The organism is Pseudomonas sp. G11 (genome assembly GCF_029457515.1).
Taxonomy (GTDB): domain Bacteria; phylum Pseudomonadota; class Gammaproteobacteria; order Pseudomonadales; family Pseudomonadaceae; genus Aquipseudomonas; species Aquipseudomonas gorinensis.
The window spans coordinates 413,337-437,504 of the sequence record NZ_CP120377.1; the positions used below are offsets into that span (position 1 = coordinate 413,337).

The 24,168-nt window shown below is 62.9% G+C and carries 15 protein-coding genes; all 15 read left to right on the forward strand.

Annotated elements, in window-relative coordinates; all coding sequences use genetic code 11:
• Positions 1-13: 13 nt before the first annotated feature.
• The 15 genes from P2T68_RS01845 to pgaD all read left to right on the forward strand — a co-directional run bounded on the left by P2T68_RS01845 (position 14) and on the right by pgaD (position 23,654).
• Positions 14-6,985 (forward strand): Ig-like domain-containing protein, encoded by a 6,972-nt coding sequence (locus P2T68_RS01845; RefSeq protein WP_277378944.1) that lies wholly within the window; start codon positions 14-16, stop codon positions 6,983-6,985.
• 41 nt (positions 6,986-7,026) lie between these two features.
• Positions 7,027-8,541: a TolC family protein gene (locus tag P2T68_RS01850; protein WP_277378945.1), complete on the forward strand. Its 1,515-nt coding sequence runs from the start codon at positions 7,027-7,029 to the stop codon at positions 8,539-8,541.
• Entirely contained in the window at positions 8,525-9,136 is a 612-nt protein-coding gene (gene cysC / locus P2T68_RS01855; RefSeq protein ID WP_024072686.1) for an adenylyl-sulfate kinase, read from the forward strand. Before P2T68_RS01850 ends, cysC begins: the two co-directional genes overlap by 17 nt.
• Before the next feature lie 9 nt (positions 9,137-9,145).
• Positions 9,146-9,391 carry a DUF2789 domain-containing protein gene (locus P2T68_RS01860; protein ID WP_024072687.1) on the forward strand — a complete coding sequence of 82 codons (246 nt, stop codon included), beginning with the start codon at positions 9,146-9,148 and terminating at the stop codon, positions 9,389-9,391.
• Between the two features lie 225 nt (positions 9,392-9,616).
• Positions 9,617-10,048 carry a MarR family transcriptional regulator gene (locus P2T68_RS01865; protein ID WP_024072688.1) on the forward strand — a complete coding sequence of 144 codons (432 nt, stop codon included), beginning with the start codon at positions 9,617-9,619 and terminating at the stop codon, positions 10,046-10,048.
• On the forward strand, positions 10,045-12,123 hold the full coding sequence (locus P2T68_RS01870; protein ID WP_102625409.1) for an FUSC family protein: 2,079 nt from the start codon (positions 10,045-10,047) through the stop codon (positions 12,121-12,123). The genes P2T68_RS01865 and P2T68_RS01870 overlap by 4 nt, the downstream gene beginning before the upstream one ends.
• Positions 12,120-12,329 (forward strand): DUF1656 domain-containing protein, encoded by a 210-nt coding sequence (locus P2T68_RS01875; RefSeq protein ID WP_150053821.1) that lies wholly within the window; start codon positions 12,120-12,122, stop codon positions 12,327-12,329. The genes P2T68_RS01870 and P2T68_RS01875 overlap by 4 nt, the downstream gene beginning before the upstream one ends.
• On the forward strand, positions 12,326-13,228 hold the full coding sequence (locus P2T68_RS01880; protein ID WP_024072690.1) for an efflux RND transporter periplasmic adaptor subunit: 903 nt from the start codon (positions 12,326-12,328) through the stop codon (positions 13,226-13,228). The genes P2T68_RS01875 and P2T68_RS01880 overlap by 4 nt, the downstream gene beginning before the upstream one ends.
• Positions 13,225-14,673, forward strand: a complete 1,449-nt coding sequence (locus tag P2T68_RS01885) for an efflux transporter outer membrane subunit (protein WP_024072691.1) — start codon at positions 13,225-13,227, stop codon at positions 14,671-14,673. The genes P2T68_RS01880 and P2T68_RS01885 overlap by 4 nt, the downstream gene beginning before the upstream one ends.
• 80 nt (positions 14,674-14,753) lie before the next feature.
• On the forward strand, positions 14,754-15,386 hold the full coding sequence (locus P2T68_RS01890) for an NADH:ubiquinone oxidoreductase subunit N (protein ID WP_069074964.1): 633 nt from the start codon (positions 14,754-14,756) through the stop codon (positions 15,384-15,386).
• 150 nt (positions 15,387-15,536) lie between these two features.
• On the forward strand, positions 15,537-17,033 hold the full coding sequence (locus P2T68_RS01895; protein WP_024072693.1) for a YdgA family protein: 1,497 nt from the start codon (positions 15,537-15,539) through the stop codon (positions 17,031-17,033).
• A gap of 302 nt (positions 17,034-17,335) precedes the next feature.
• Positions 17,336-19,816, forward strand: coding sequence for a poly-beta-1,6 N-acetyl-D-glucosamine export porin PgaA (gene pgaA / locus P2T68_RS01900; RefSeq protein WP_277378946.1), 2,481 nt, complete (start codon positions 17,336-17,338; stop codon positions 19,814-19,816).
• A gap of 12 nt (positions 19,817-19,828) precedes the next feature.
• The gene (gene pgaB, locus P2T68_RS01905) at positions 19,829-21,826 is read left to right on the forward strand and encodes a poly-beta-1,6-N-acetyl-D-glucosamine N-deacetylase PgaB (RefSeq protein WP_024072695.1); all 1,998 of its coding nucleotides are present in this window, start codon (positions 19,829-19,831) and stop codon (positions 21,824-21,826) included.
• Between the two features lie 2 nt (positions 21,827-21,828).
• Positions 21,829-23,169 (forward strand): poly-beta-1,6-N-acetyl-D-glucosamine synthase, encoded by a 1,341-nt coding sequence (pgaC, locus tag P2T68_RS01910; protein WP_069074961.1) that lies wholly within the window; start codon positions 21,829-21,831, stop codon positions 23,167-23,169.
• A gap of 2 nt (positions 23,170-23,171) precedes the next feature.
• Entirely contained in the window at positions 23,172-23,654 is a 483-nt protein-coding gene (gene pgaD, locus P2T68_RS01915) for a poly-beta-1,6-N-acetyl-D-glucosamine biosynthesis protein PgaD (RefSeq protein WP_024072697.1), read from the forward strand.
• The last annotated feature ends 514 nt before the right edge of the window (positions 23,655-24,168 follow it).

A 24,168-nucleotide genomic window follows, 5' to 3' on the forward strand; every position in this document is an offset into this window, starting at 1 on the left:
ACGGGTGAGCAGCATGTGGTGGAGCAAAGGTAAGGCACGGCAGACAACAACAGGCGCCAACCCCCTGGCGACGCCGATGATCATGTTCCTGGAACCGCGCATGTTGTTTGACGGCGCGGTGGCCGCCACTGTGGCCGATGCCGCCCAGGCGGACAGCCATGCCACTGCCGACGCGGCCGCCAAGGCGCCGACGACCGAGCATGCCACCGCCAGCAAAGACACCCATGGGCAAACCGACGCGCCGGCCACACCCGCGCCGGTTGCCGTACCGGGGCAGACCGTAGTGTTCGTCGACGCCCGGGTCAAAGACTCCGCCGACTTGCTCAAGGGCGTCGCCCCCGGCACCGAGGTGGTGCAGCTGGACGCCAGCAAAGACGGTCTGCAGCAGATTGCCGATTATCTGGGCAGCCACCAGGGCGTGAGCTCGGTGCAGATCCTCGCCCACGGCAACACCGGCGATTTGTGGCTGGGCAGCACCTATTTGTCGGCCGACAACATCGCGGCCCGCAGCGAAGTGCTGGCGCAGATCGGCCAGGACATGAATGTGGGCGGCGACATTCTGATCTACGCGTGCAACACGGCAGGGGACAGCAAAGGGCTCAACTTCGTCGACTCCCTGGCGCAATTGACCGGCCGTGATATTGCCGCGTCCAGCAACCGCACCGGCGAGGGTGGCGATTGGACGTTGGAAATTGCCACCGGCTCCATCGAGAGCCATACCGCGTTGTCGTACCAGGCGATGTCGGCGTACCAGTACGGGTTGGCCACGATCACGGTGGTCAACAACGGTGACAGTGGCGTCGGCTCATTGCGCCAGGCTCTGAGCGATTCGGTGTCCGGCGATACCGTCACGTTCAGTACCACCATGACGGTTAACCTCAACTCGCAATTGGTCATCAGCAAAAACGTCACCATCGCCGGTGATCTGAACCAAGACGGTGTGGCGGATGTGACCCTCAGCGGGCAGTACAAGACTCAGGTGCTGAGGGTGGGGAGCGGTGTGACGGCGACGCTGGATGGCTTGGTCATCACCCAAGGCCTGGCGGCGGGTAATGGCGCAGCGGCGGGTGTCGACGGCACAGCGGCAATGGGCGGCGGTATTGTCAACCTCGGCAACCTGACCTTGAACAATGTCAGGGTGACCAGCAACGCGGCCTCGGGCGGTGGCGGGGGCGGTGGGGTCACCGCGCCCTATGTTGGCGGCGCGGTGGGTGGTGGCGGCGGCGGCGGCGGTGCTCTTGGCGGCCAGGCCGGCGGCCATGGCGGCACTTCGGGCTTCGGTACCGGCGTTTATGGTGGGACGTCCGGTAGCGCCAACACCGGTGGCAATGGTGGCGGCTACAACCCGAACTATATGGGCGGCCGTGGTGGCAGCAGCAGCGGCGGCGCGGGTGGCGTGGGGGCCGCCAACTACAGCAATGGCGGTGCCGGCGGCACCGCAAACAACGGCACTATTTCCATTGGCGGCGGCGGTGGCGGTTCCGGGTGGGACAAGCCTGGCCGGGCAGGGGCTTCGGCCAGTGGCGGTATCTACAACGCCAGCTCCGGCACCCTGACGGTCGTCGGCACTTCGGTGATCTCCAATAACATCGCGGCCGGCGGAGGTGGCGGTGGTGGCGGTGGCCTGGGGGGTTCAGCAGACTCGGGCGGCGCGGCGGGCAAAGGCGTTGGTGCGATCTGGAACAAAGGCACGCTGTTGATGACGGCCGCCAACTTTGCGGCCATGAGCGGCAACGTCGGTGGCAGCGGTTCCGGTGGCCCGGCGTTGGGTGGAGGCAGCACGGGTGCCTCCGTGGCTGCCGTGAACAATATCTTCAACGACGGCGGTACAGTGAACACCGCCTACGCACCGACGCCGTCCGCGACCATCGTAGTGGCAAACGCTGCCCAGCACATTGGCAGCACTTCGCAGGTGACCATTACCTTCAACCTGGCCGTCACCGGTTTCACCAACGCCGACCTGACGGTCTCCAACGGCACCTTGAGCAGCGTCATCTCCAATGATGGCGGCCTCACCTGGACGGCGACGTTCACCCCAGATGCGAGCGTGACCAGCGCGAGCAACCATATCGTGCTGGACAATACCGGTGTCACCGGCGTGTCGAATGGTCTGGCGGGCAGCGGTACCTCCACCTCCAATAACTACGCCGTCGATACGGTACGGCCGACGGCGACAGTCGCCGTGGCCAGCCCCGGGCTGAACCTCGGTGGCTCCTCCGTGGTGAACATCACCTTCAGCGAAGCGGTGACCGGATTCAGCCTGGCCGACATGACGGCCTCCAACGGCACCCTGAGCAGCCTGACCACCAGCGATAACATCCACTGGACCGCCACCTTCACGCCGACGGCTGGCGTCACCAGCGGCACCAACGTCATTACCCTGGACAACACGCTCTACACCGACACCTCGACCAACGTGGGCACCGGTACTACCACGTCCAATAACTACACCATCGACACCGTGCGCCCGACCGCAAGCGTGGTAATAGCCAACCCTGCGCTGAACATCGGCGGTACTTCCCTGGTCACCATCACGTTCAGCGAAGCGGTCACCGGCTTCACCAATGCCGACCTGACGATTGCCAACGGTACCCTGACATCGGTGACCAGCAACGATGGCGGTATCACCTGGACAGGCACGTTCACCCCGAGCGCCAGCCTCACCGACGCCACCAACCTCATCACCTTGAACAACGCCGGCATCGCCGACCTGGCGGGCAACGCCGGCAGCGGTACGACCGACTCCAACAACTACACCATCGATACCGCGCGGCCGACTGCGACCATCGTCGTTGCCAACCCTGCGCTGAAAATCGGCGACACGTCGCTGGTGACATTCACGTTCAGCGAAGCGGTCACCGGCTTTACCAACGCCGACCTGAGCGTCGCCAACGGTACGTTGAGCGCGGTGACCAGCAACGATGGCGGTATCACCTGGACAGGCACATTCACCCCGAGCGCCAGCCTCACCGACGCCACCAACCTCATCACTTTGAACAACACCGGGATCGCCGACCTGGCGGGCAATGCCGGCAGCGGTACGACCGATTCCAACAACTACGCCATCGATACCGCGCGGCCGACCGCGACCATCGTCGTTGCCGACTCGGCGCTGAAAATCGGCGACACGTCGCTGGTGACATTCACCTTCAGCGAAGCGGTCAGCGGCTTCACCAATGCCGACCTGACGATTGCCAACGGCACATTGAGCGCGGTGAATAGCAACGATGGCGGTATCACCTGGACAGGCACGTTCACCCCGAGCGCCAGCCTCACCGACACCACCAACCTCATCACCCTGGATAACACCGGCATCGCCGACCTGGCGGGTAATGCCGGCAGCGGTACGACCGACTCTAACAACTACGCCATCGATACCGTGCGGCCCACCGCGACCATCGTCGTCGCCGACCCTGTGCTGAGCATCGGCGGCACGTCGCTGGTGACATTCACGTTCAGCGAAGCAGTCACCGGCTTTACCAACGCCGACCTGAGCGTCGCCAACGGTACGTTGAGCGCGGTGACCAGCAACGATGGCGGTATCACCTGGACAGGCACATTCACCCCGAGCGCCAGCATCACCGACGCCACCAACCTCATCACCTTGAACAACACCGGCATCGCCGACCTGGCAGGCAACGCCGGCAGCGGTACGACCGACTCCAACAACTACACCATCGATACCGCGCGGCCCACCGCGACCATCGTCGTCGCCGACCCGGCGCTGAAAATCGGCGAAACGTCGCTGGTGACATTCACGTTCAGCGAAGCAGTCACCGGCTTTACCAACGCCGACCTGAGCGTCGCCAACGGTACGTTGAGCGCGGTGACCAGCAACGATGGCGGTATCACCTGGACAGGCACGTTCACCCCGAGCGCCAGCCTCACCGACGCCACCAACCTCATCACCCTGGATAACACCGGCATCGCCGACATGGCGGGCAATGCCGGCAGCGGTACGACCGATTCCAACAACTACGCCATCGATACCGTACGGCCCACCGCGACCATTGTCGTCGCCGACCCGGCGCTGAACATCGGCGGCACTTCCCTGGTCACCATCACCTTCAGCGAAGCGGTCAGTGGCTTCACCAATGCCGACCTGACGATTGCCAACGGCACATTGAGCGCGGTGAGCAGCAACGATGGCGGTATCACCTGGACAGGCACGTTCACCCCGAGCGCCAGTATCACCGACACCACCAACCTCATCACCCTGGATAACACCGGCATCGCCGACCTGGCGGGCAATGCCGGCACGGGTACCACCGACTCGAACAACTACGCCATCGATACCGTGCGGCCCACTGCGACCATCGTCGTCGCCGACCCGGTGCTGAACATCGGCGGCACGTCACTGGTCACCATCACCTTCAGCGAAGCGGTCAGCGGCTTCACCAATGCCGACCTGAGCGTCGCCAACGGCACATTGAGCGCGGTGACCAGCAACGATGGCGGTATCACCTGGACAGGCACGTTCACCCCGAGTGCCAGCATCGCCGACGCCACCAACCTCATCACCTTGAACAACACCGGCATCGCCGACCTGGCGGGCAACGCCGGCAGCGGTACGACCGACTCCAACAACTACACCATCGATACCGCGCAGCCGACCGCGACCATCGTCGTTGCCGACCCGGCGCTGAACATCGGCGGCACGTCCCTGGTCACCATCACGTTCAGCGAAGCGGTCAGCGGCTTCACCAACGCCGACCTGAGCGTCGCCAACGGTACGTTGAGCGCGGTGAGCAGCAACGACGGCGGTATCACCTGGACGGCGACTTTCACGCCGACCAGCAACGTCACCGACGCCACCAACCTCATCACGCTGAACAACACGGGCGTCAACGACCTGGCCGGTAACGTCGGTACGGGCACTACCGATTCGAACAACTACGCCATCGATACCCAGCGCCCAACCGCCACCCTTGTGGTTACCGATTCAGCCCTCGGCATCGGCCAGACCTCACTGGTGACCATCACCTTCAGCGAGGCGGTCACCGGCTTTACCAATGCCGACCTGACGATTGCCAACGGCACATTGAGCGCGGTGAGCAGCAACGATGGTGGCATCACCTGGACCGCGACGCTGACCCCCGTGAACGGGGTGACTCATGCAAACAACGTCATCACCCTGGATAACACCGGTGTCACCGATTTGGCGGGCAATGCCGGCAGCGGTACCACCGACTCGAACAACTACGCCGTCGACAGCCAGCGGCCGACCGCGACCATCGTGCTCGCTGATACGGCGTTGGTCGCCGGTGAAACGTCGCTGGTGACCATCACGTTCAGCGAGGCGGTCACCGGTTTCACCAACAGTGACCTGAACGTGCCCAATGGCACCCTCACGGCGGTGAGCAGTGCCGATGGCGGGGTGACCTGGACTGCCACCTTTACTCCGACCGCTGGTATCAAGGACACCACCAACCTGATCACCCTGAACAACACGGGCATCGCCGACCTGGCAGGTAACGTCGGCACAGGCACCACCAACTCGGTCAATTTCACCGTCGACACCGTACGCCCAACCGCGACCATCGTGGTGGCGGACAATGCGTTAAATATCGGCGAGACCTCATTGGTCACCATCACGTTCAGCGAAGCGGTCAGTGGCTTCACCAACGCCGACCTGACGATTGCCAACGGCACCTTGACGACTGTGAGCAGCAGCGACGGCGGTGTTACCTGGACGGCGACTTTCACGCCGACCAGCAACGTCACCGACGCCACCAACCTGATTACCCTCGACAACAGCGGCGTTCAGAACGGCTCGGGCAATACCGGCAGCGGCAGCACCGATTCCAACAACTACGCCATCGATACCCAGCGGCCGACGGCAACCATAGTCGTTACCAACGACAGCCTGAACATCGGTGCCACTTCGCTGGTGACCATCACCTTCAGCGAGGCCGTCACCGGGTTTGATCTTTCGGACCTGAGTGTCGCCAATGCCGTGCTGTCCAACCTGGCGAGCAATGATGGCGGCAAAACCTGGACCGCGACCCTGACGCCGACCGCCGCCATCACCGATGCGACCAACCTGATCGTGCTGGATGCCGGCCAGGTTAACGACACGGCGGGTAACGTTGGCACCGGCATCGCGATCTCGAATAACTACGCGATCGATGGCGAGCGCCCTACCGCGACCATCAGTATCGCCAACCCGAACTTGACCGTCGGCCAGACGACTACCGTGACGTTCACCTTCAGCGAGAAAGTCAGCGGCTTTAATCTGGATGCCCTGAGCGTGGCCAACGGCAGCTTGTCCAACCTGGTTACCGGTGACGGTGGCAAGACCTGGACTGCGACCTTGACGCCAACGGCCAACCTCAATGACCCGAGCAATTTCATCACCCTCGATAACCGCTTGGTGAATGACCTGTCGGGCAACGCGGGCAGCGGCTATGCCAACTCCAACAACTATGCGATCAACACGGTAGCGCTGACCGGCGACCCATTGTTCCGCGTCACCGATCCGGCACCGCCTCAAGGCGCACCGAACCCACCCTTGCAACCGATCGTGTTTGGCCGGCCGACGGGCGTCCTCGGTTTACCCGTCGGCTTCCCGCCGTTGTTCGAGCAACGTGAGTTGGGGGCGGGCTTGCCGCCGGTGGGCAGCATCTTTCTGCGCAACGGTGCCTTGGCTCCCAGCTATATCGCCCAGGTATTCGGCACCGATAGGGCCGGTGACAGCAGCGCCAGCGGCTTTTTGGGCTTGGGCGGCGGCGATGGCGGGGTGTTTGGTTCAAGCACCTTGTCGAGCCTGTTCAATCGCGAAACCCACGGTGACGATAGCCCCCTCAAGGCGTCCGACAACCCATCGATCAAAGGCCCGGGCGATCCGGTCCAGGGGGCGCGCGGCATGTTTGGCGCGCCGAGCCTCGGCCAGCAATTGCAGCAGCTCAAAGACACAGAACAGCGCCAAGTGATGGACCTGGCGCACGCACTGCAACAAGTCGGCATCAGCGAAATGCAGGCTTGAACACACTTAACTCCAGGCGTAGTAACAGGGGCATTACAAGGATGAAGACACGTCATAAGTTGTTCGGTGCCAGTGTGCTGGCGCTGGCGATCAGCGGTTGTGCAGTCACCAGCGAACCGATTGAGCGCAGGGTCAGCGAGCAGCGAGCCCGCAACGACCTGCACGGCATGTACAAGGATCAGGAGCCGTTGAGCGGCGCGTTGACGCTGCACCAGGCCATGGCTCGCGCCGTCAAATACAACCTCGAAGGTCGTTTGAAGGTGATGGAAGAGGCCCTGGCCAAACGCCAATCGGATCTCTCCAGCTTCGACATGCTGCCGCGCATGGCCTTGTCCGCAGGCTATGCCGGACGCAATAACACCAACGCTTCCAGCAGCCAGAGCGTGCTCACCGGTACCCAGTCCCTGGAGCCGTCGACCTCCCAGGACCGCGATCGTCGCGTGGCGGACCTGACCATGGTGTGGAACGTACTCGACTTTGGTGTCAGCTACATCAGCGCCAAGCAGCAGGGTGACCAGCGCCTGATCATCCAGGAACGTCGGCGCAAGGTCATCAACACCATCGTCCAGGACGTGCGCTCGGCCTACTGGCGAGCCGTGGCGGCCGAGCGCTTGCTGACCCAGATCGATAGCCTGATGGCGCGGGTCGACAAAGCCCAGGTCGATAGCCAAAGCATGAGCGAGCAGCGCATCGGCGACCCGGTCCAGGCCCTTGGCTACCAACGCTCGCTGATCGAAGCCACACGCCAATTACAGGAACAGCGCCGTGCCTTGTCCCTGGCCAAGACCGAGCTGGCGACCCTGATCAACTTGCCCATGGGGACTGAGTTGAGGCTGGCCACGCCGGACGACTACACCGTGCCCCAGCTCAAGGTCAACCTGGCCAGCCTGGAACAGGAAGCCCTGGCCAATCGGCCGGAATTGCGCGAGCAGGATTACCAGAGCCGCATCAGCGCCGCCGAAACCCGCAAGGCCATGTTGCGCCTGCTGCCGGGCCTGGAGTTCTCCGCCGGTGGCCACTACGACAGCAACTCGTTCCTGGTGGACAATCGCTGGGCCGACTACGGCGCCAAAATCACCTGGAACCTGTTTAACGTGATGTCCGCGCCCGCCGCCATCGACGTGGCCAAGGCCGGTGAAGAAGTCGCCACCGCAAGGCGCCAGGCCATGTCTATCGCGGTGCTGGCGCAGATCTATGTGGCCAACGCCAACTTCCAGGACGCCGTGCGCCAGTTCAAGATCAGCGAGCAACTGGCCAATATTGACGGGCAAATCCTCACCCAGCTGCGCAATCGACACGAAGCGGCTGGCCTGGGCGAACTCGACCTGATCCAGGGCGAGCTCAGTACCTTGCAAGCCGACCTGCGCCGCGACCTGGCTTACGCCGACCTGCGCAACGCCTACGGCCAGATCTTCGCCAGCGCCGGTCTCGACTCGCTGCCGGAGCAACTGGACTCCGACCGCGTGCAAAGCATCGCCACCGCCCTGGCCAGCCGTGAATCGGCCTGGGCCGCCGGCAACATCAGCGCACCGGTGCCGCGTGCCGTCGCCCAATAACCTGGTAGCGCCCACGGCGAGCATCACCCGCCGTCAACGCGAGGCGCGCAATGGCCATCGGGGTGTGGCGATCCTGCTCACCGGCCTGCCCGCCTCGGGCAAGTCGACCCTGGCCCAGGGCCTCCAGGCCGCGTTCTTCGAACAAGGCCGCCAGAGCATCGTGCTCGACGGCGACGCCTTGCGCGTCGGGCTCAACAAAGACCTGGGCTTTGCCGACGGCGACCGTCTGGAAAACATCCGCCGCGCCAGCGAACTGGCGGCGCTGCTGGTGGACAACGGGCAAATCGTGATCCTGGCGATGATTGCGCCCCTGGTGCAATTGCGCGCGGTCTTCGCCCAACGCCTGGGGGCCGATTATCGGGAAGTGTGGTGCAGTGCCTCGCTGGCGGTTTGTGAGCGGCGCGACCCCAAAGGTCATTACGCCCGCGCCCGCAGGGGTGAGCTACCGGGGTTTACCGGCATTGGTTCGCCCTACGAGCCACCGCCCCACGCTTCGCTGGTACTGGACACCGGCGTGCTGTCGACACAACAGAGCGTCGAACGGTTGTTGGCCTGGCTGGCGCCTGAACTAGACTCTGGGGAATTGTCTTCTTAGGAGCCCGCCATGGAATCGCCTGTGCACAGCTTGCCGTCACTGTTCAAACAGCTTGGGCTGGCCGATGACCGGGTCAGTATCGAACAGTTTGTGGCGGCTCATTCACCGCTTAAGCCGGAGCTGCATCTGGCGGATGCGTTTTTTTGGACGGACAGCCAGAGAGCGTTTTTGCGCGATGAAATCTGCGAGGACGCGGATTGGGCGGAAGTGGTGGATGAGTTGAATCTGATGTTGCGGAGTGGGCGAGGGGGGTAAAAAAATCTTTTGAAAGTTGTCTGAAGCCGACACCGATCCAAATGTGGGAGGGGGGCAATCCCCCTCCCACATGGCTTATGCGATTGCTGAACATCCGACCCTCCCACCACCTATCCGCTAAATTGTTTCAAAACTTGACGCAATTTGATCTCTCCGCCATATTGATAGTTAGCAAACTAACAGTATGCGAACTATCCAGTGCCTCAATCCCTCGAACAACTCCAGATGAACCTCAGCAGCAGCATGGTGGTGGGCGCCCGTAACTGGCGCAAAATCTGCCAGAACACGCTGGTGAGCTACGGTATTTCAGAAGCCTGCGCCGTGCCGTTGCTGATGATCGGTCGCCTGGGCGATGGTGTGCACCAAGTGAAAGTCGCCCAGGCGTCAGGGATGGAAAGCCCGTCGCTGGTGCGCCTGCTCGATCAGTTGTGCAGCAGCGGCTATGTGTGCCGCACCGAAGACGTCCACGATCGCCGTGCCAAGGCCCTGAGCCTGACCGAGCGCGGTCGCGAGCTGGTGCAGGCGGTGGAGGTGCAACTGGTGCGCCTGCGGCGCGAAGTGCTGGCCGAGATTGCCCCTGCGGACATGGAGGCTGCGTTGCGTGTACTGCGTGCTTTTGAAGCGGCCCATCAACACCCTGCCGGTGTGACATCTTGAGCGGTTTTTTCACCGGCCTGCCGCCGGCGAAGGACTGGTTCTACGGCGTACGCACTTTCGCGGCGTCGATGATCGCGCTGTACATCGCCATGCTCATGCAAATGCCGCGTCCCTATTGGGCAATGGCCACGGTGTATATCGTCTCCAGCCCGTTTGTCGGCCCCACCAGTTCCAAGGCGCTTTACCGTGCCATTGGTACCTTCATGGGCGCGGCGGCGGCGGTGGTGTTCGTGCCGATGTTCGTACAGTCACCCTACCTGCTGGTGGTGGTGATTGCCTTGTGGACGGGCACCTTGTTGTTTCTCTCCATGCACCTGCGTACTGCCAACAACTACGCGCTGATGCTGGCCGGCTACACCTTGCCGCTGATCGCCCTGCCGGTGGTGGATAACCCGCTCGCGGTGTGGGACGTGGCTGAAGCGCGCACCGAGGAAATATTCCTCGGCATCGCGGTCGCCGCGGTGGTCGGCGCGATGTTCTGGCCCCGGCGCCTGATGCCGGTGTTCGATGGCTCGGTCGCCAAGTGGTTCAGCGATGCGCAGGTCTACAGCCAGCGCTTTCTCACCCGCAACATAACGCCGGAAGAAGTCAGCACTTTGCGCGGTGGCATGGTCGCCACCTTCAACACCCTCGAATTGATGATCGGCCAGTTGCCCCATGAAGGCGCGCGCCCGCAGACGGTACGCAACACCAAGGAACTGCGCGGGCGGATGATTCATCTGCTGCCGGTGGTGGATGCGCTCGACGATGCGCTGTACGCCATCGAGCACCGAGCGCCGGAGTTTCTCGCCGCGCTCGCGCCGTTGCTGGAGGCGACGGAACAATGGTTGCTAAGTACCACCGAGTCCGCGCCGTTGGACCGCTGGCGCGCCCTGCGCGACCAGGTCGACGCCCTGCAACCCCACGGTGAAGCGCTGGACGACCGCCATACGCTGCTGTTTTCCAACGCCCTGTACCGCCTGGGCGAGTGGATCGACCTGTGGCAAGACTGTCGCAGCCTGCAAGCGGCCATCCAGTGTGAAAGCCAGGACACCTGGCGCGCCGTCTACCGCCACTGGCGCCTGGGCCGGCTGACGCCATTCCTCGACCGTGGGCTGATGCTCTATTCGGCGTTCTCCACTGTGACCGCGATCATCGTCGCCTCGGTGCTGTGGATACTGCTGGGCTGGACCGACGGCGGCAGTGCGGTGATCCTGGCCGCCGTCGCCTGCAGCTTCTTCGCCTCGATGGACGACCCGGCACCGCAGATCTACCGGTTCTTTTTCTGGACCGCCATGTCGGTGCTGTTCGCCAGCCTGTACCTGTTCCTGGTGTTGCCCAACCTGCACGATTTCCCGATGCTGGTGCTGGCGTTCGCCGTGCCCTTTATCTGCATCGGCACACTCACGGTACAGCCACGTTTTTACCTGGGCATGCTGTTGACGCTGGTGAATACCTCATCGTTCATCAGTATCCAGGGTGCCTACGACGCGGACTTCCTCAACTTCGCCAACGTCAACCTGGCCGGGCCCGTGGGCCTGCTGTTCGCCTTTGTATGGACCCTGGTTTCCCGGCCCTTCGGCGCCGAACTGGCGGCCAAGCGCCTGACCCGTTTCAGCTGGAACGACATCGTCGGCATGACCGAGCCCTCGACCCTGAACGAGCAACGTTACCTGGCCGCGCAAATGCTCGACCGCCTGATGCAGCACCTGCCGCGCCTGGCCATCATCGGCCAGGACACCGGCATCGCCCTGCGTGATCTGCGCGTGGCGCTGAACCTGCTCGACCTGCTGGCCTATTCGCCGCGCATCCTCGGCGTGCCTCGGGTGCTGCTCAACCAGGTGGTGGACGGCGTGGGTGGTTACTTCAAGGCCTGCCTCAAGGCGGGTGAACGCTTGCCCGCGCCCAGCGGTCTGCTGATGACCCTCGACCGCACACGTCGAGCCCTCAACGGGCAAGGCCTGCAAGACGAAGACGACACCCGCCTGCATCTGTTGCATGCACTGGCTGGCCTGCGCCTGGCGCTGTTGCCCGGCGTGGAATTTATTGGTGGCACGGAGATGGAAGCGCCGTTGCCCGATGGAGCGCCTCTATGATCGGTGATCTGGATATCAGCGGGGTGTTCCTGCCCACGTTGCTGGTGCTGATGGGCATTGCCTACGTGTTGTTCCTGGTGGTGCACGGGTTGCTGACGCGCATTCACTTTTATCGCCTGGTCTGGCACCGGGCATTATTCAATGTGGGGCTCTACGCGCTGTTGCTGGGCGCGGTGGACTCACTCAGTCGATACCTGATGACATGAAAAAACCTTTTTTGACCATCGGCCGTGTAGTCCTGACGTTATTGATCGTGACCTTTGCGGTCGTCGTCGTGTGGCGCATGGTCATGTACTACATGTTTGCCCCTTGGACCCGTGACGGCCACATCCGCGCCGACATCGTGCAGATCGCCCCGGACGTGTCCGGGCTGATCCAGCGGGTCGACGTGCGTGACAACCAGTTGGTCAGCAAAGGCCAGGTGCTGTTCGCCGTCGACCAGGACCGTTTCAAGCTGGCGCTGCGCCAGGCCCAGGCTGCCGTGGCCGACCGCCAGGAAACCCTGGCCCAGGCCCAGCGCGAGTACAAGCGTAACCGGGGCCTGGGCAACCTGGTGCCCAGCGAGCAGCTGGAAGAAAGCCAGTCCCGTGTCGCCCGTGCCCAATCGGCCCTGGCCGAGGCGCAAGTCACGGTGGATTCGGCCCAACTCAACCTCGACCGCTCGGTGATCCGCAGCCCGGTCGATGGCTACGTCAACGACCGCGCGCCGCGTACCCAGGAGTTCGTCACCGCCGGCCGCCCGGTGTTGTCGGTGGTGGACAGTAACTCGTTCCATATCGACGGCTACTTCGAAGAGACCAAGCTCGACGGTATCCACGTCGGCATGGGCGTCGACATCCGCGTGATCGGCGATAACGCGCGCCTGCACGGCCACGTGCAGAGCATTGTTGCCGGGATCGAGGACCGAGACCGCAGCAGCGGCTCCAACCTGCTGCCTAACGTCAACCCGGCATTCAGCTGGGTGCGCCTGGCCCAGCGGATTCCGGTGCGTATTGCGTTCGATGACGTGCCGGCGGACTTCCGCATGATCGCCGGGCGCACGGCGACGGTGTCGATCATCGGCGACAAGCCCGCGGCCAAGGCGCAGCAGGGAGAACAACCATGAAACCGGCGGCGCTGTTGGCCACCGCGGGGCTGGGTGTATTGCTGTCGGCGTGCCAGGTGGTCGGCCCGGATTACCAACTGCCGGACAAGGCCGCCATCAACCGTGGTGACCTGCAAGGGCAACTGTTGGGGGAGGGCAACAACGTGGTGTCGGCGCCGGTGCCGGCGGACTGGTGGAAGCTGTACCAAGACCCGCGCCTGGATGAGTTGGTGCGCCAGGCCATGGCCTCCAACACCGACCTGCGCGTGGCTGCCGCCAACCTGCAGCGTTCGCGTTATCAGACCCAACAGGCTGAGTCCGCCGGCGGCTGGAGTGCCGGCGCCAAGGCCGAGGTGCAGCGCCTGCAGGAATCCGGCGAAGCGTTTTTGCAGGCAGACAAAGTGCCGGTGGATAACATCGGCAGCGTAGGCATTACCACCTCGTATCAATTCGATCTGTTCGGCACCTTGCAACGTGGCATCGAAAGCGCCCAGGCCAGCGCCGATGCGGCCCAGGCCGCCGTGGATATTGCGCGCATCACCCTGGTGGCCGATGTGGTGCGCTCCTACACCCAGGTCTGCGCGGCCAACGAAGAGCTGGCGATTGCCAACGAGTCCCTGGACCTGCAAGCCCAGAGTACCCAGCTGACCCAACGCCTGCGCGACGCGGGCCGTGGCGATGAAACCCAGGTCACCCGTTCGCAAACCGAGTACAAATCCTTGCGCGCCGACATGCCGCGCTACGAAGCGGCGCGCCAGGCCGGGCTGTTCCGCCTGTCGATGCTGCTGGCCAAGCCCGTGGACCAACTGCCGGCGGGTACCGGCACCTGCGCCCAGCTGCCGCACATCGCTCAATTGTTACCGGTGGGCGATGGTGCGGCACTGCTTAAGCGTCGCCCCGACGTGCGCCAGGCCGAACGCCAACTGGCCGCCGCCACCGCGCGTATCGGCGTGGCCACCGGCGCGTTGTACCCGGACATCGCCATCGGCGCCACGGTGGGCACCGTGGGCCTGCTCGACAACCTCGGCCAGCCCGCGACCAACCGCTGGGGCTTCGGCCCGATGATCAGCTGGACGGTGCCGACCAACGGCGCCCGTGCGCGCATCCACGAGGCCGAAGCCGCGACCCAGGGCGCCCTGGCGCATTTCGACGGCGTGGTGCTCAACGCCATCCGTGAAACCCAGACCGGCCTGGCGCAATACACCGCCGTCTTGCAGCGGCGCGAGGCGTTGGCTGACGCCGAGCACTCTGCCCAAGAGGCTGCGGACCAGACCCACCGGTTCTTCAAGGCCGGCCGCGAATCGTTCCTCGCCGACCTGCAAGCCACCCGCACCTACACCGCGATGCGCGCGCAACTGGCGGCGGCGAACACCCAGGTTGCCATGAGCCAGATCGATCTGTTCCTGGCCCTGGGCGGCGGCTGGGAAAGCGGACGAACGCAAGCCTCACAGGCCAGCAAACCCTGAGCGAATGACTATGCTTTGTCAGGTGGAGCGCGGTGACGCTCCCCTGACACTGCTCGCGTTTGCTCATGGGGATTCCAATAATGAAAAACCCTTATGCTCCCGCTTTCTGGTGCGTGCTTTTCGCACTGGTGTTGTTATCGGCCGCGTATTTCTACGGCGTCATGCTCGCCCATCAACTCGACAAGGCCATGGTGTTTCTCGACAGTGCCTGCCTGGTCATCGGCACCTTGTCCATCGGCGTGGTGGCCTGGGCGTCCTACCAGAACCAACGAGTGAAGAAAAAACTCCTCGAACAGGGCAAGACCCGGGTTGCAATCTGGGACACCAAGGTCGCCCTGCGCCGTGTCGAAACCGTGTTCGACCGCTATTTCTGGGGCAGCTACTGGCAGCCCGGGCGTACTTTCCAGGAAGTCATGGGGGACCTCACCGGCACGCCTCTGGAAAAAAGCCTCGAAATCCTGAAGAAACAATGTGTGCTGCTCGACCGGCAGGTAGACGAGGGTAGGCACTGGCTGAATAACGCGCGGGAATTGTCCGATGTCGCCACGCAGATGGCCCGGGAGCGCTATCAGTTGGACTTCTGCGACCCCAAGTCCGACACCCCCGGCAATGCGGTGATTCACCGTGAATTCGAGGTGCTGGTGTACACCTGGACAGCGCGCCTGAAGAGTTTTGACCACCAGTTGGATGAAATCGAGTTGGAGTACTCGTGAACCAAGTGCCGACCTTACCCCTCTGAAAAGCTGGGCCGTTCGCGGCCGCCAGTGCTAATCTTCCCCCCGCTTTTCGGCGGGCTTGAGCCAACCTCACTCGGGGTTCAAGGAAGACAGCCCACTTCTCACAGGATTTGATCAGGTCACTTCATGAATAAGCCAGCAGTCGTTCTTTTGGGTTTTGTGGTCGCCGTTGGCGTCGTCAGTGCAGGCGGCGCCTGGTACACCGGTAAACAGTTGGAGCCGGTGCTGCAAACGGCGGTGCAGGACGCCAACAAGGAACTGCAGCGCTCCATGGCCGGCGTCGACGGCACCGTGGCCCTGGAGCTGGTGTCCCTGGAGCGTGGCGTGTTCAGCAGCACCGCGCACTACCGCCTGAAGGGCCAAGGCTCGGTGTTTGGCGAAGAAAACCCCAACCCCGAATTGCTCTTCGTCGACCATATCGAACACGGCCCGCTGCCGATCTCGCGCCTGGTCACGCTCAAATGGCTGCCGGTCATGGCCACCAGTCACTACGAACTGGAAAAGAACGCCACCACCGAGAAATGGTTCGCCGCCGCCAAAGACGTGTCGCCGCTTAAAGGCGTGGCCAATATCGGCTACAGCCGCTCGGTCAACGGCAACATCGAATTGCTGCCCCTGGCATTCAAGGACGACAAGTCTTCGGTGAGCTTCTCCGGCGCCAACATGAATTTCGACAGCACCGCCGAAGGCCAGAAGGTCAAGGCCGACGGCTTCATGAACAGCCTCAAAATCGCAGCGGTCGATGCCAAGGGTGACGCCTTCGAGGCCGAACTGGCTGGCCTGACCATCGCCAGCAACCTGGAAAAATCCACCTTTGGCTTCTACACCGGGCAAAACACCGTTGAGCTGACCGACAGCAAGTTCACCTTCGGCCCGCAGAAAGCCGTGCTGACCGTCAAAGGCTTCGAGCAGAAAGACTCCAGCGAAACCAAGGACAACAACCTGGCCGGCCGTGTCGACTACAAGATCGACGAGATCGGTTACCAGGGCAAACCCGTGGGCTCGGCGGCCATGGCCCTGAGCATGAAGAATGTCGACATCCCGGCCATGCTGGCGCTGACCAAGCTCTACCAGGACAAGATGCAGCCGGTGCAAGCCGCTGCCGCAGCGGGCCAACCCACACCTGAGCTGCAACTGAGCGAAGCCGAGCAGGCCCTGGCCGAGGCGAACGTCAACCAGGTACTGGCCGCCAAGCCCCATCTCGCGTTGGAAAACCTGTCCCTGAAAACCACCCACGGCGAAAGCAAATTCAACCTGGTGCTGGACCTGGCCAAGCCTTCCTCCATGGAGCTGCCACCGGTTGAGCTGGGCAAGCAGATGGTCTCGCAGCTGGATGCCAACCTGACCTTGTCCAAGCCGATGATCGCCGACGTTTCCGCGTTGCAGGCGCAGTTGGGTGGCGTGACCGATCCTCAAGCCATCGAGCAGCAATCCCAGATGGCGTCCGAGATGGTCAGCGGCATGGCGGTTGGCACTCAGCTCGCCACCCTGGTAGGCAGCGACGTGGTGTCCAAGCTGCACTACGCCAACAATGAAGTGACCTTCAACGGCCAGAAAATGACCGTCGAACAATTCATCGGGTTTGTGATGGCAAAAGTCGGTGCGATGAGCGGCGCGCAGTAAGTATTTTTTACACCAGCCTGAAATAAACAGTGTGGGAGCGGGAGTGCCCGCGGCAGGGAGTCAAGCAGCCGGCGTAGATGCCGGTTGATACCTCCTTTTCGCAGGTAAGTCCGCTCCCACATTCACATTTACGCCGGGCATGGCAATTCTGAACAATTGTTCTGAATTGACCTTTTTCGTACGCACCTCGGCGATAGTTGCGACAGGAAAGCTAGGCCGGGTCATAAGACGCCGACAACCTGAAGCAAATCGCTCAGGACCACCTATCGTTAAAGCTTTCCGTGTGTAAGGAAGCTCACGATATGTTGCGAAACCTCCCTCTCAGTGCATCAGGCCGGTTGCGACTGCTCATCGGGGTCGCCTTGTGCAGCCAATTGCTGATGCCCACCCTCGCCATGGCCGATCCGGCCTATGACGCCCTGATCATCCAGGCGCGCAACGGCAACTTCAGCCCCGCCCTCACCCAACTGCGTCAATTGTCCTCCGAGCGCCAGACGCCGGGCCAGGTCAGCGACCACCTGGTGATCGCCGGTTGGGCCGGCCAGGACGCCGAAGTGCTGCAGGTGTACGAGGCTCAGGGGCAACATCGCAACCTGACCACCCAGGCATTGGCCACCGTCGCCCGCACTTATCGCAACCAGCGGCAGTGGGCACCGGCCGAAGCGGTGTATCGCCAAGCGCTGCTGCGTGAACCGAACAATATCGACCTGCAACTGGGCCTGGCCCTGGCCCAGGCCGACGGCGGCCAAGCCAGTGAGGCCGTGCAACGCATCCGCGCGCTGGTGGCCGCCAAACCCGACGACCCCACCCGACGCATGGCCCTGGGTTACGCGTTGGCTCGCGCGGGGCTGAATTACGACGCGTTGTTTGAGTTCGACCAGGCTTTTATCCGCGCCAGCGACAAACCTGACGTCGCCCGCGAGTACATCGTCGCCCTGCAAAAGGCCCGTCTGCCTGAACCCGCCTTGCGCCTGTCGGCCCAACGCCCCGGCCTGCTCGACGCGGTAACCCAGCGTCGCCTGGAGGGCGACCTTGCCGCTGAACGCGTGCGCATGGCCGAGTTCGCCACTCGCTCCGAACAAGAACGCTACGTCATCGCAGACCGTGCGCTTCAGGACTACGACAAGCTACTCACACGCTGGACCCCTGACCCCACTGCCCACGACGACGTGGTGCGCTGGCGCATCGACCGCCTGGGCGCACTCAAGGCGCGGGCACGCACCGCCGAGGCGATTCGCGAATACGAAACCCTTAAAGGCGAAGGCGTGCAATTGCCGACCTACGCCGTGCGTTGGGTGGCCGCCTCTTACCTTGACCAGCGCCAGCCGGAAAAGGCCGAGCCGCTGTATCGCCAGGCGCTGGCCGCGCCGGATGCTGACCCGGCCGACCGCGTCGAAGACAGTACGGCGCTGTTCTATGCCCTGGTGGAAAGCGACAGAGCGCTGGATGCGCGTGAAGTCGCCGACAATCTGGCCAAGAGCGAGAACCCCCGTGAAGAACTCAAGGGCTTGCCCATCGGCAACCCCAACGACAGCTGGATGGACGCGCAGCAACTGGCGGCCCAGGCGGGCACCTACAGCAATGATCTGCCTGGCAGCGAAGCCGGCCTTGAAGCGCTGGTGCGAAAAGCCCCGGGCAACGTCAGCCTTCAACTGGCCCAAGCCAATATGTACCGGGCCCGGGATTGGCCGCGCCGGTCCGAGAGTGCCCTCAAGGAAACCGAGGCCCAGGCGCCACGAGATATCAGCCTGGAAGTGTCCCAGGCCTATACCGCCATGGACCTGCAAGAGTGGCGGCAGATGGATGTGCTGACCGATGACGTGCTGGCCCGCAACCCGGACAGTCGCCAGGTGCAACGCCTCAGCCGCCTGCGGGATGTGCACGACATGGCTGAGCTGCGGGTCGAGGCCTACACCGGGAAAAGCTACGGCGGCGGCAATAACCAAGACGCCGGCGCGGTGTCCGGCAGCCGTGACTGGGGCATTGAAAGTGTGATCTACACCCCGCCCATCGACGAAGACTGGCGCCTGTTCGCCGGCGCCGGCTATGCCACCGCCGACTTCAGCGAAGGCACCGGCCAGCACCGTTGGCAGCGCGTGGGGGTAGAGCGGCGTACCCGTGACATGACCATCGAAGCCGAGGTCTCCAACCATTCCTACGGCGATGGTTCCAAACAAGGCGCCGCGATCTCGATTGCCCGCGACATCAACGACAATTGGCAATACGGCGGCAGCCTCGGCTACCTGCTGAGCACCACGCCGTTGCGCGCGTTGAATGACGGGGTCACGGCCAATGGCGGCAGCGGGTTTATCCGCTGGCGCGCCAACGAAAGCCGCGAATGGAAACTGACCCTCAGCCCGTCCCATTTCAGCGACGGCAACGACCGGGTCGAAGCCTTGCTCAGCGGCCGCGAAGGCCTCTACAGCTCGCCAAAAGTGCAAGTGGACCTGGGCCTGGAAGTCGGCGCCAGCCGCAACAGCAAGGAAGACACGGTGTACTTCAACCCGAAGTCGGATTTCACCGTGTTGCCCGTCCTCAACATCAACCATGTGCTCTATCACCGCTACGAGACCCAGTGGAGTCAGCAGTTCCAGGTCGGTGCGGGTACGTATAGCCAGCGGGATTATTCCACCGGTGGCATCGGTCTGGTGGGCTATGGCCAACGCTTTCGCTGGAACGATGTCCTGGAAGCCGGCGCCAACCTGAGCCTGATCAGCCGCCCTTACGACGGTGAGCGCGAACGCGATCTGCGCCTGCTCGTCGACCTCACTTACCGTTTCTAGAAGAGCCTGACCATGACCGTCCTCAGCCGTTGCTTGTTGGTCCTGGGTGTATTGCTGGCCAGTGCCTGCGCCCAGCAACCCGCGCCATTCACTCCACCCGCCGAGCGGCCGACCCCGGCCAATGAAGCGCCGTGGCCGAAAAACCATTTCCTGGGCATCGCCTACCACGACGTCGAGGATCGCGACCCCGACCAGGCGGTGGTAGCGGTGCGCACCGAGCGTTTGATCGAACAGTTGGCCTGGCTGCGCGAGAACGGCTACCAGGCGGTCAGCGTCGACCAGATCCTGACTGCCCGCCGTGGTGGAACACCGTTGCCGCCCAAAGCCATCATGCTCAGTTTCGATGACGGCTATTCCAGCTTCTACACCCGCGTGATGCCGATCCTGCGCGCCTATCGCTGGCCGGCCTTGCTGGCGCCGGTGGGTTATTGGATCGACACACCGATGAACAAGCCGGTGGACTTCGCCGGCTCACCACGCCCACGGGGCGAGTTCCTCACCTGGCAGCAGATCCGCGAAGTGTCGCAATCGGGCCTGGTGGAAATCGCCGCGCATACCGATGCCAGTCACACCGGGATCCTGGCCAACCCCCAGGGCAACCTGGAACCGGCGGCGACCTCGCTACGCTATGACCCGGCCACGGGCCGCTATGAAACCCCAGCGCAGTTCGAGGCGCGGATGCGGGCGGATGTGGTGGCGATCTCCAACAAGATCCAGACCGTGACCGGCAAGAAACCACGGGTATGGGTATGGCCGTATGGTGCGGCCAAGGGCACCTCGCTGGCGGTCGTTGGCGAGCAGGGTTACCAGATGGCGCTGACCCTGGACGATGGCCTCGACGACCTCGGCAAGCTGATGAACAGCCCGCGCTTCCTGGTGGCCTCCGACCCGGACGGCGAACATTTCGCCAACAGCATCGTCGCGGTACAGGCCCCTGCGCCGCTGCGGGTGCTGCATGTGGACCTGGACAACGTCTACGACCCGGACCCGGCCCAACAGGCGCGCAACCTCGACCAGTTGGTGCAGCGTGTAGTGGACATGGGCGCGGGGACGGTGTTCCTGCAAGCCTTCGCCGACCCCAAGGGTGATGGCCTGGTGCACGAGCTGTATTTCCCCAACCGTCACTTGCCGGTGCGCGCCGACCTGTTCAACCGCGTCTCCTGGCAGTTGCACACCCGTGCCCATGCCGCCGTGTATGCGTGGATGCCGGTGTTGAGTTTTGCCCTCGATCCCAAGCTGCCCCGCGTAACGCGCTGGGACCCGGAAACCGGCAAGGTAGGCACAGACCCGGATCAATACCAGCGCCTGTCGCCGTTCGACCCGCAGGTGCGCAAGATCATTGGTGAGCTCTATGAAGACCTGGCGCGCAACAATGCCATCGACGGCGTGCTGTACCACGACGACGCGGTGCTGTCGGACTTCGAAGACGCCAGCCCCGCCGCGCTTAAGGCCTATGCCGCCAATGGCCTGCCCGGCACCATCGCCGCGCTGCGGGCCGACCCGGCGGTGATGCAACGCTGGACGCGCTTCAAGAGCCGCTACCTGATCGACTTCACCAACGAACTGACCGCCAAGGTCCGCGCCGTCGGTGGGCCGCAGGTACTGACCGCACGCAATATCTTCGCCGAGCCGATGCTCAACCCCGGCAGCGAAGCCTGGTTCGCGCAGAACCTGGATGATTTCCTCCAGACCTACGACTGGACCGCGCCCATGGCCATGCCACTGATGGAAGGCCAGACGCTGAAGAACTCCAACGCCTGGCTGGAAAAACTGGTCGCCACGGTCAAGGCGCGCCCCGGAGCACTGGAGCGCACCGTGTTCGAACTGCAAGCCAAAGACTGGCGCACCAAGGCTGCTCCCGATATCGACGGGGCGCAGATGGCTGAATGGATGGGTGTGCTCAAACGCCAGGGGGTCACGAGTTTTGGTTACTACCCGGACAACTTCCTGGAGAACTCCCCGGACCTGAACACCGTGCGTCCGGCCCTTTCCAACCAATGGAACCCTTGACCATGTTCGACAGAATCCTGGCGTTATTCGTACTGGCACTGGTGTTAGGTGTGCCCCTGGGCCTGATCTTCCTGGTCACCGGGCAGTTCCTGATGGACTTCGTATTTTTCTACCCGCTGTTCATGTCGGCGCTGTGGATCGCCGGCGGCTTGTATTTCTGGCTGCACTGGGAGCGCCACTGGCCGTGGGAAGAAGACACACCGGCGCCGACCCTGGCCGGCAACCCGCTGATCTCGATCATCATTCCTTGCTACAACGAAGGCGACAACGCCGCCGAAACCATCCATGCGGCGCTGGGCCAGTTGTACCCGAACATCGAAGTGATCGCCGTCAACGACGGCTCCAAGGACAACACCGCCGCGGTGCTTGACGCCCTGGCGCTGGAGCACCCCCGCCTGCGGGTGCTGCACCTGGCGCAGAACCAAGGCAAGGCCGTGGCCCTGCGCATGGGCGCGGTGGCCGCGCGCAGCGAGTACCTGGTGTGCATCGACGGCGACGCGCTGCTCGATAAAAATGCGGCGGCCTATATGGTCGCGCCGATGCTCGACAACCCGCGCCTGGGCGCGGTGACCGGCAACCCGCGTATCCGCACGCGCTCGACCTTGATCGGCCGCGTGCAGGTCGGCGAGTTCTCCTCGATCATCGGCTTGATCAAGCGTACGCAACGGGTGTTCGGGCGGATCTTCACGGTGTCCGGCGTGGTGGTGGCGTTTCGCAAAAAAGCCCTGGACCGCATCGACTACTGGAGCACCGACATGATCACCGAGGACATCGATGTCAGTTGGAAGCTGCAACTCGATCACTGGAGCATCTTCTACGAGCCGCGCGCACTGTGCTGGATCCTCATGCCCGAAACCGTCGGTGGCCTGTGGAAACAGCGTCTGCGCTGGGCCCAGGGCGGCGCCGAAGTGCTGTTCAAGAACATCCGGGGCATCTGGCAGTGGCGGCATCGCTACCTGTGGCCGCTGTTGTTCGAATACTGCCTGTCCACTGGCTGGGCCTTCACCTTCCTGCTCTCGGTGGTCTTCTGGGTCGTGGGTAAATTCATCGTGCTGCCCCCGGCGATCGCGGTGGAATCCCTGGTGCCCCCGGCGTTTACCGGCCTGGTCCTGGCGATGGTATGCCTGGTGCAGTTTGCGGTGAGCATCATGATTGACCGGCGCTACGAAAAGGACCTGTGGAAAACCCTGTTCTGGACCGTGTGGTACCCGATGGTGTTCTGGCTGGTCAGCCTGTTCACCACGCTGGTCAGCTTTCCCAAGGTGCTGTTCAACCAGCACCAGAAGCGTGCGCGCTGGGTCAGCCCGGATCGCGGTATCAAACCTGCCAATGAGGACGCGTAATCATGAAACTGGTGCGAACTCGTCAACACCCGGTGATGTGGGTCATCGATGTGCTGTTGACCCTGCTGGCCTGGGCCGGGCTGATCTGGCTGCTGGCGCGCGGGATCACATCGATGCTGGAGACCCATGGCGGCCCGCGTATCGAGGCGCCGATCTTCGCGGCGCTCAATACCCTGCAGATCTACCTCTGGATCGCGTTGTTCAACGCGGTGATCCTGATCAGCTGGGCGCGTTACCAGCAACGCAAGGGGCGCAAGTTCGCCCAGCGCCGTGCCGAGGCCAATGCGCTCAGTGATAAAAGCCTCAGTGAAAGCTTCAAGCTGGGGGAGGGCGACTTGGAGCAATTGCGCAGGCCGGGTGTGCTGGTTATCCACAACGACGAGGACGGCGGCGTGGAAGAAGTGAAATCCCATGTCTCCCGCGACGTGGAAAAACCAGGGTTGACCCTGGTGCCGGGCAAGGACCAGAACAAAGACGCCGGCTAGTGTTGTCAACCCGATCCAAGGGGGGAGGAACACTGTAACTGTGGCGAGCGGGCTTGCCCTAATGCCGTTCAGTTAAGCGTACATCGCCTTTTGTAGGAGCGAGCTTGCTCGCGAAAAACGTCAACGATAACGCGTGTCTCCTGAATGAACGCGGCGCCTGTGAGTTTTTCGCGAGCAAGCTCGCTCCTACAAAAAAGCCTTAACTGAACGGCATTAGGGCTTGCCCACTCCCACACGGGTGTCTCACCCTGCGGATCCCGACAAATGGGATCCAATTCACAAAACCCCCGCGAACTTTTCGATCTTTTCCGGTACTAACCTAACTCGACGCCAACTTGATGGCCAATTAGTGGCCGTTATTAAGTTGTGCTCGAATAACTATCAAAAGAGTTGCCGTTTGTCGGAATAATAGTTCCGGCGATAGATCGCTCATCTTTTTGATAATTTTTTATTGTTAATAATCAAGCGCTTGCAGGATTAATTAGCCAAAGCATTCGACTAAGCCAGTTTCTTG

Bases quoted from the DNA above. Each gene is read 5' to 3' on its own strand.
- P2T68_RS01845 (WP_277378944.1), top strand. From the start codon at position 14: ATGTGGTGGAGCAAAGGTAAGGCACGGCAGACAACAACAGGCGCCAAC.
- P2T68_RS01850 (WP_277378945.1), top strand. From the start codon at position 7,027: ATGAAGACACGTCATAAGTTGTTCGGTGCCAGTGTGCTGGCGCTGGCG.
- P2T68_RS01860 (WP_024072687.1), top strand. From the start codon at position 9,146: ATGGAATCGCCTGTGCACAGCTTGCCGTCACTGTTCAAACAGCTTGGG.
- P2T68_RS01865 (WP_024072688.1), top strand. From the start codon at position 9,617: ATGAACCTCAGCAGCAGCATGGTGGTGGGCGCCCGTAACTGGCGCAAA.
- P2T68_RS01875 (WP_150053821.1), top strand. From the start codon at position 12,120: ATGATCGGTGATCTGGATATCAGCGGGGTGTTCCTGCCCACGTTGCTG.
- P2T68_RS01880 (WP_024072690.1), top strand. From the start codon at position 12,326: ATGAAAAAACCTTTTTTGACCATCGGCCGTGTAGTCCTGACGTTATTG.
- P2T68_RS01885 (WP_024072691.1), top strand. From the start codon at position 13,225: ATGAAACCGGCGGCGCTGTTGGCCACCGCGGGGCTGGGTGTATTGCTG.
- P2T68_RS01890 (WP_069074964.1), top strand. From the start codon at position 14,754: ATGAAAAACCCTTATGCTCCCGCTTTCTGGTGCGTGCTTTTCGCACTG.
- P2T68_RS01895 (WP_024072693.1), top strand. From the start codon at position 15,537: ATGAATAAGCCAGCAGTCGTTCTTTTGGGTTTTGTGGTCGCCGTTGGC.
- pgaA (WP_277378946.1), top strand. From the start codon at position 17,336: ATGTTGCGAAACCTCCCTCTCAGTGCATCAGGCCGGTTGCGACTGCTC.
- pgaB (WP_024072695.1), top strand. From the start codon at position 19,829: ATGACCGTCCTCAGCCGTTGCTTGTTGGTCCTGGGTGTATTGCTGGCC.
- pgaC (WP_069074961.1), top strand. From the start codon at position 21,829: ATGTTCGACAGAATCCTGGCGTTATTCGTACTGGCACTGGTGTTAGGT.
- pgaD (WP_024072697.1), top strand. From the start codon at position 23,172: ATGAAACTGGTGCGAACTCGTCAACACCCGGTGATGTGGGTCATCGAT.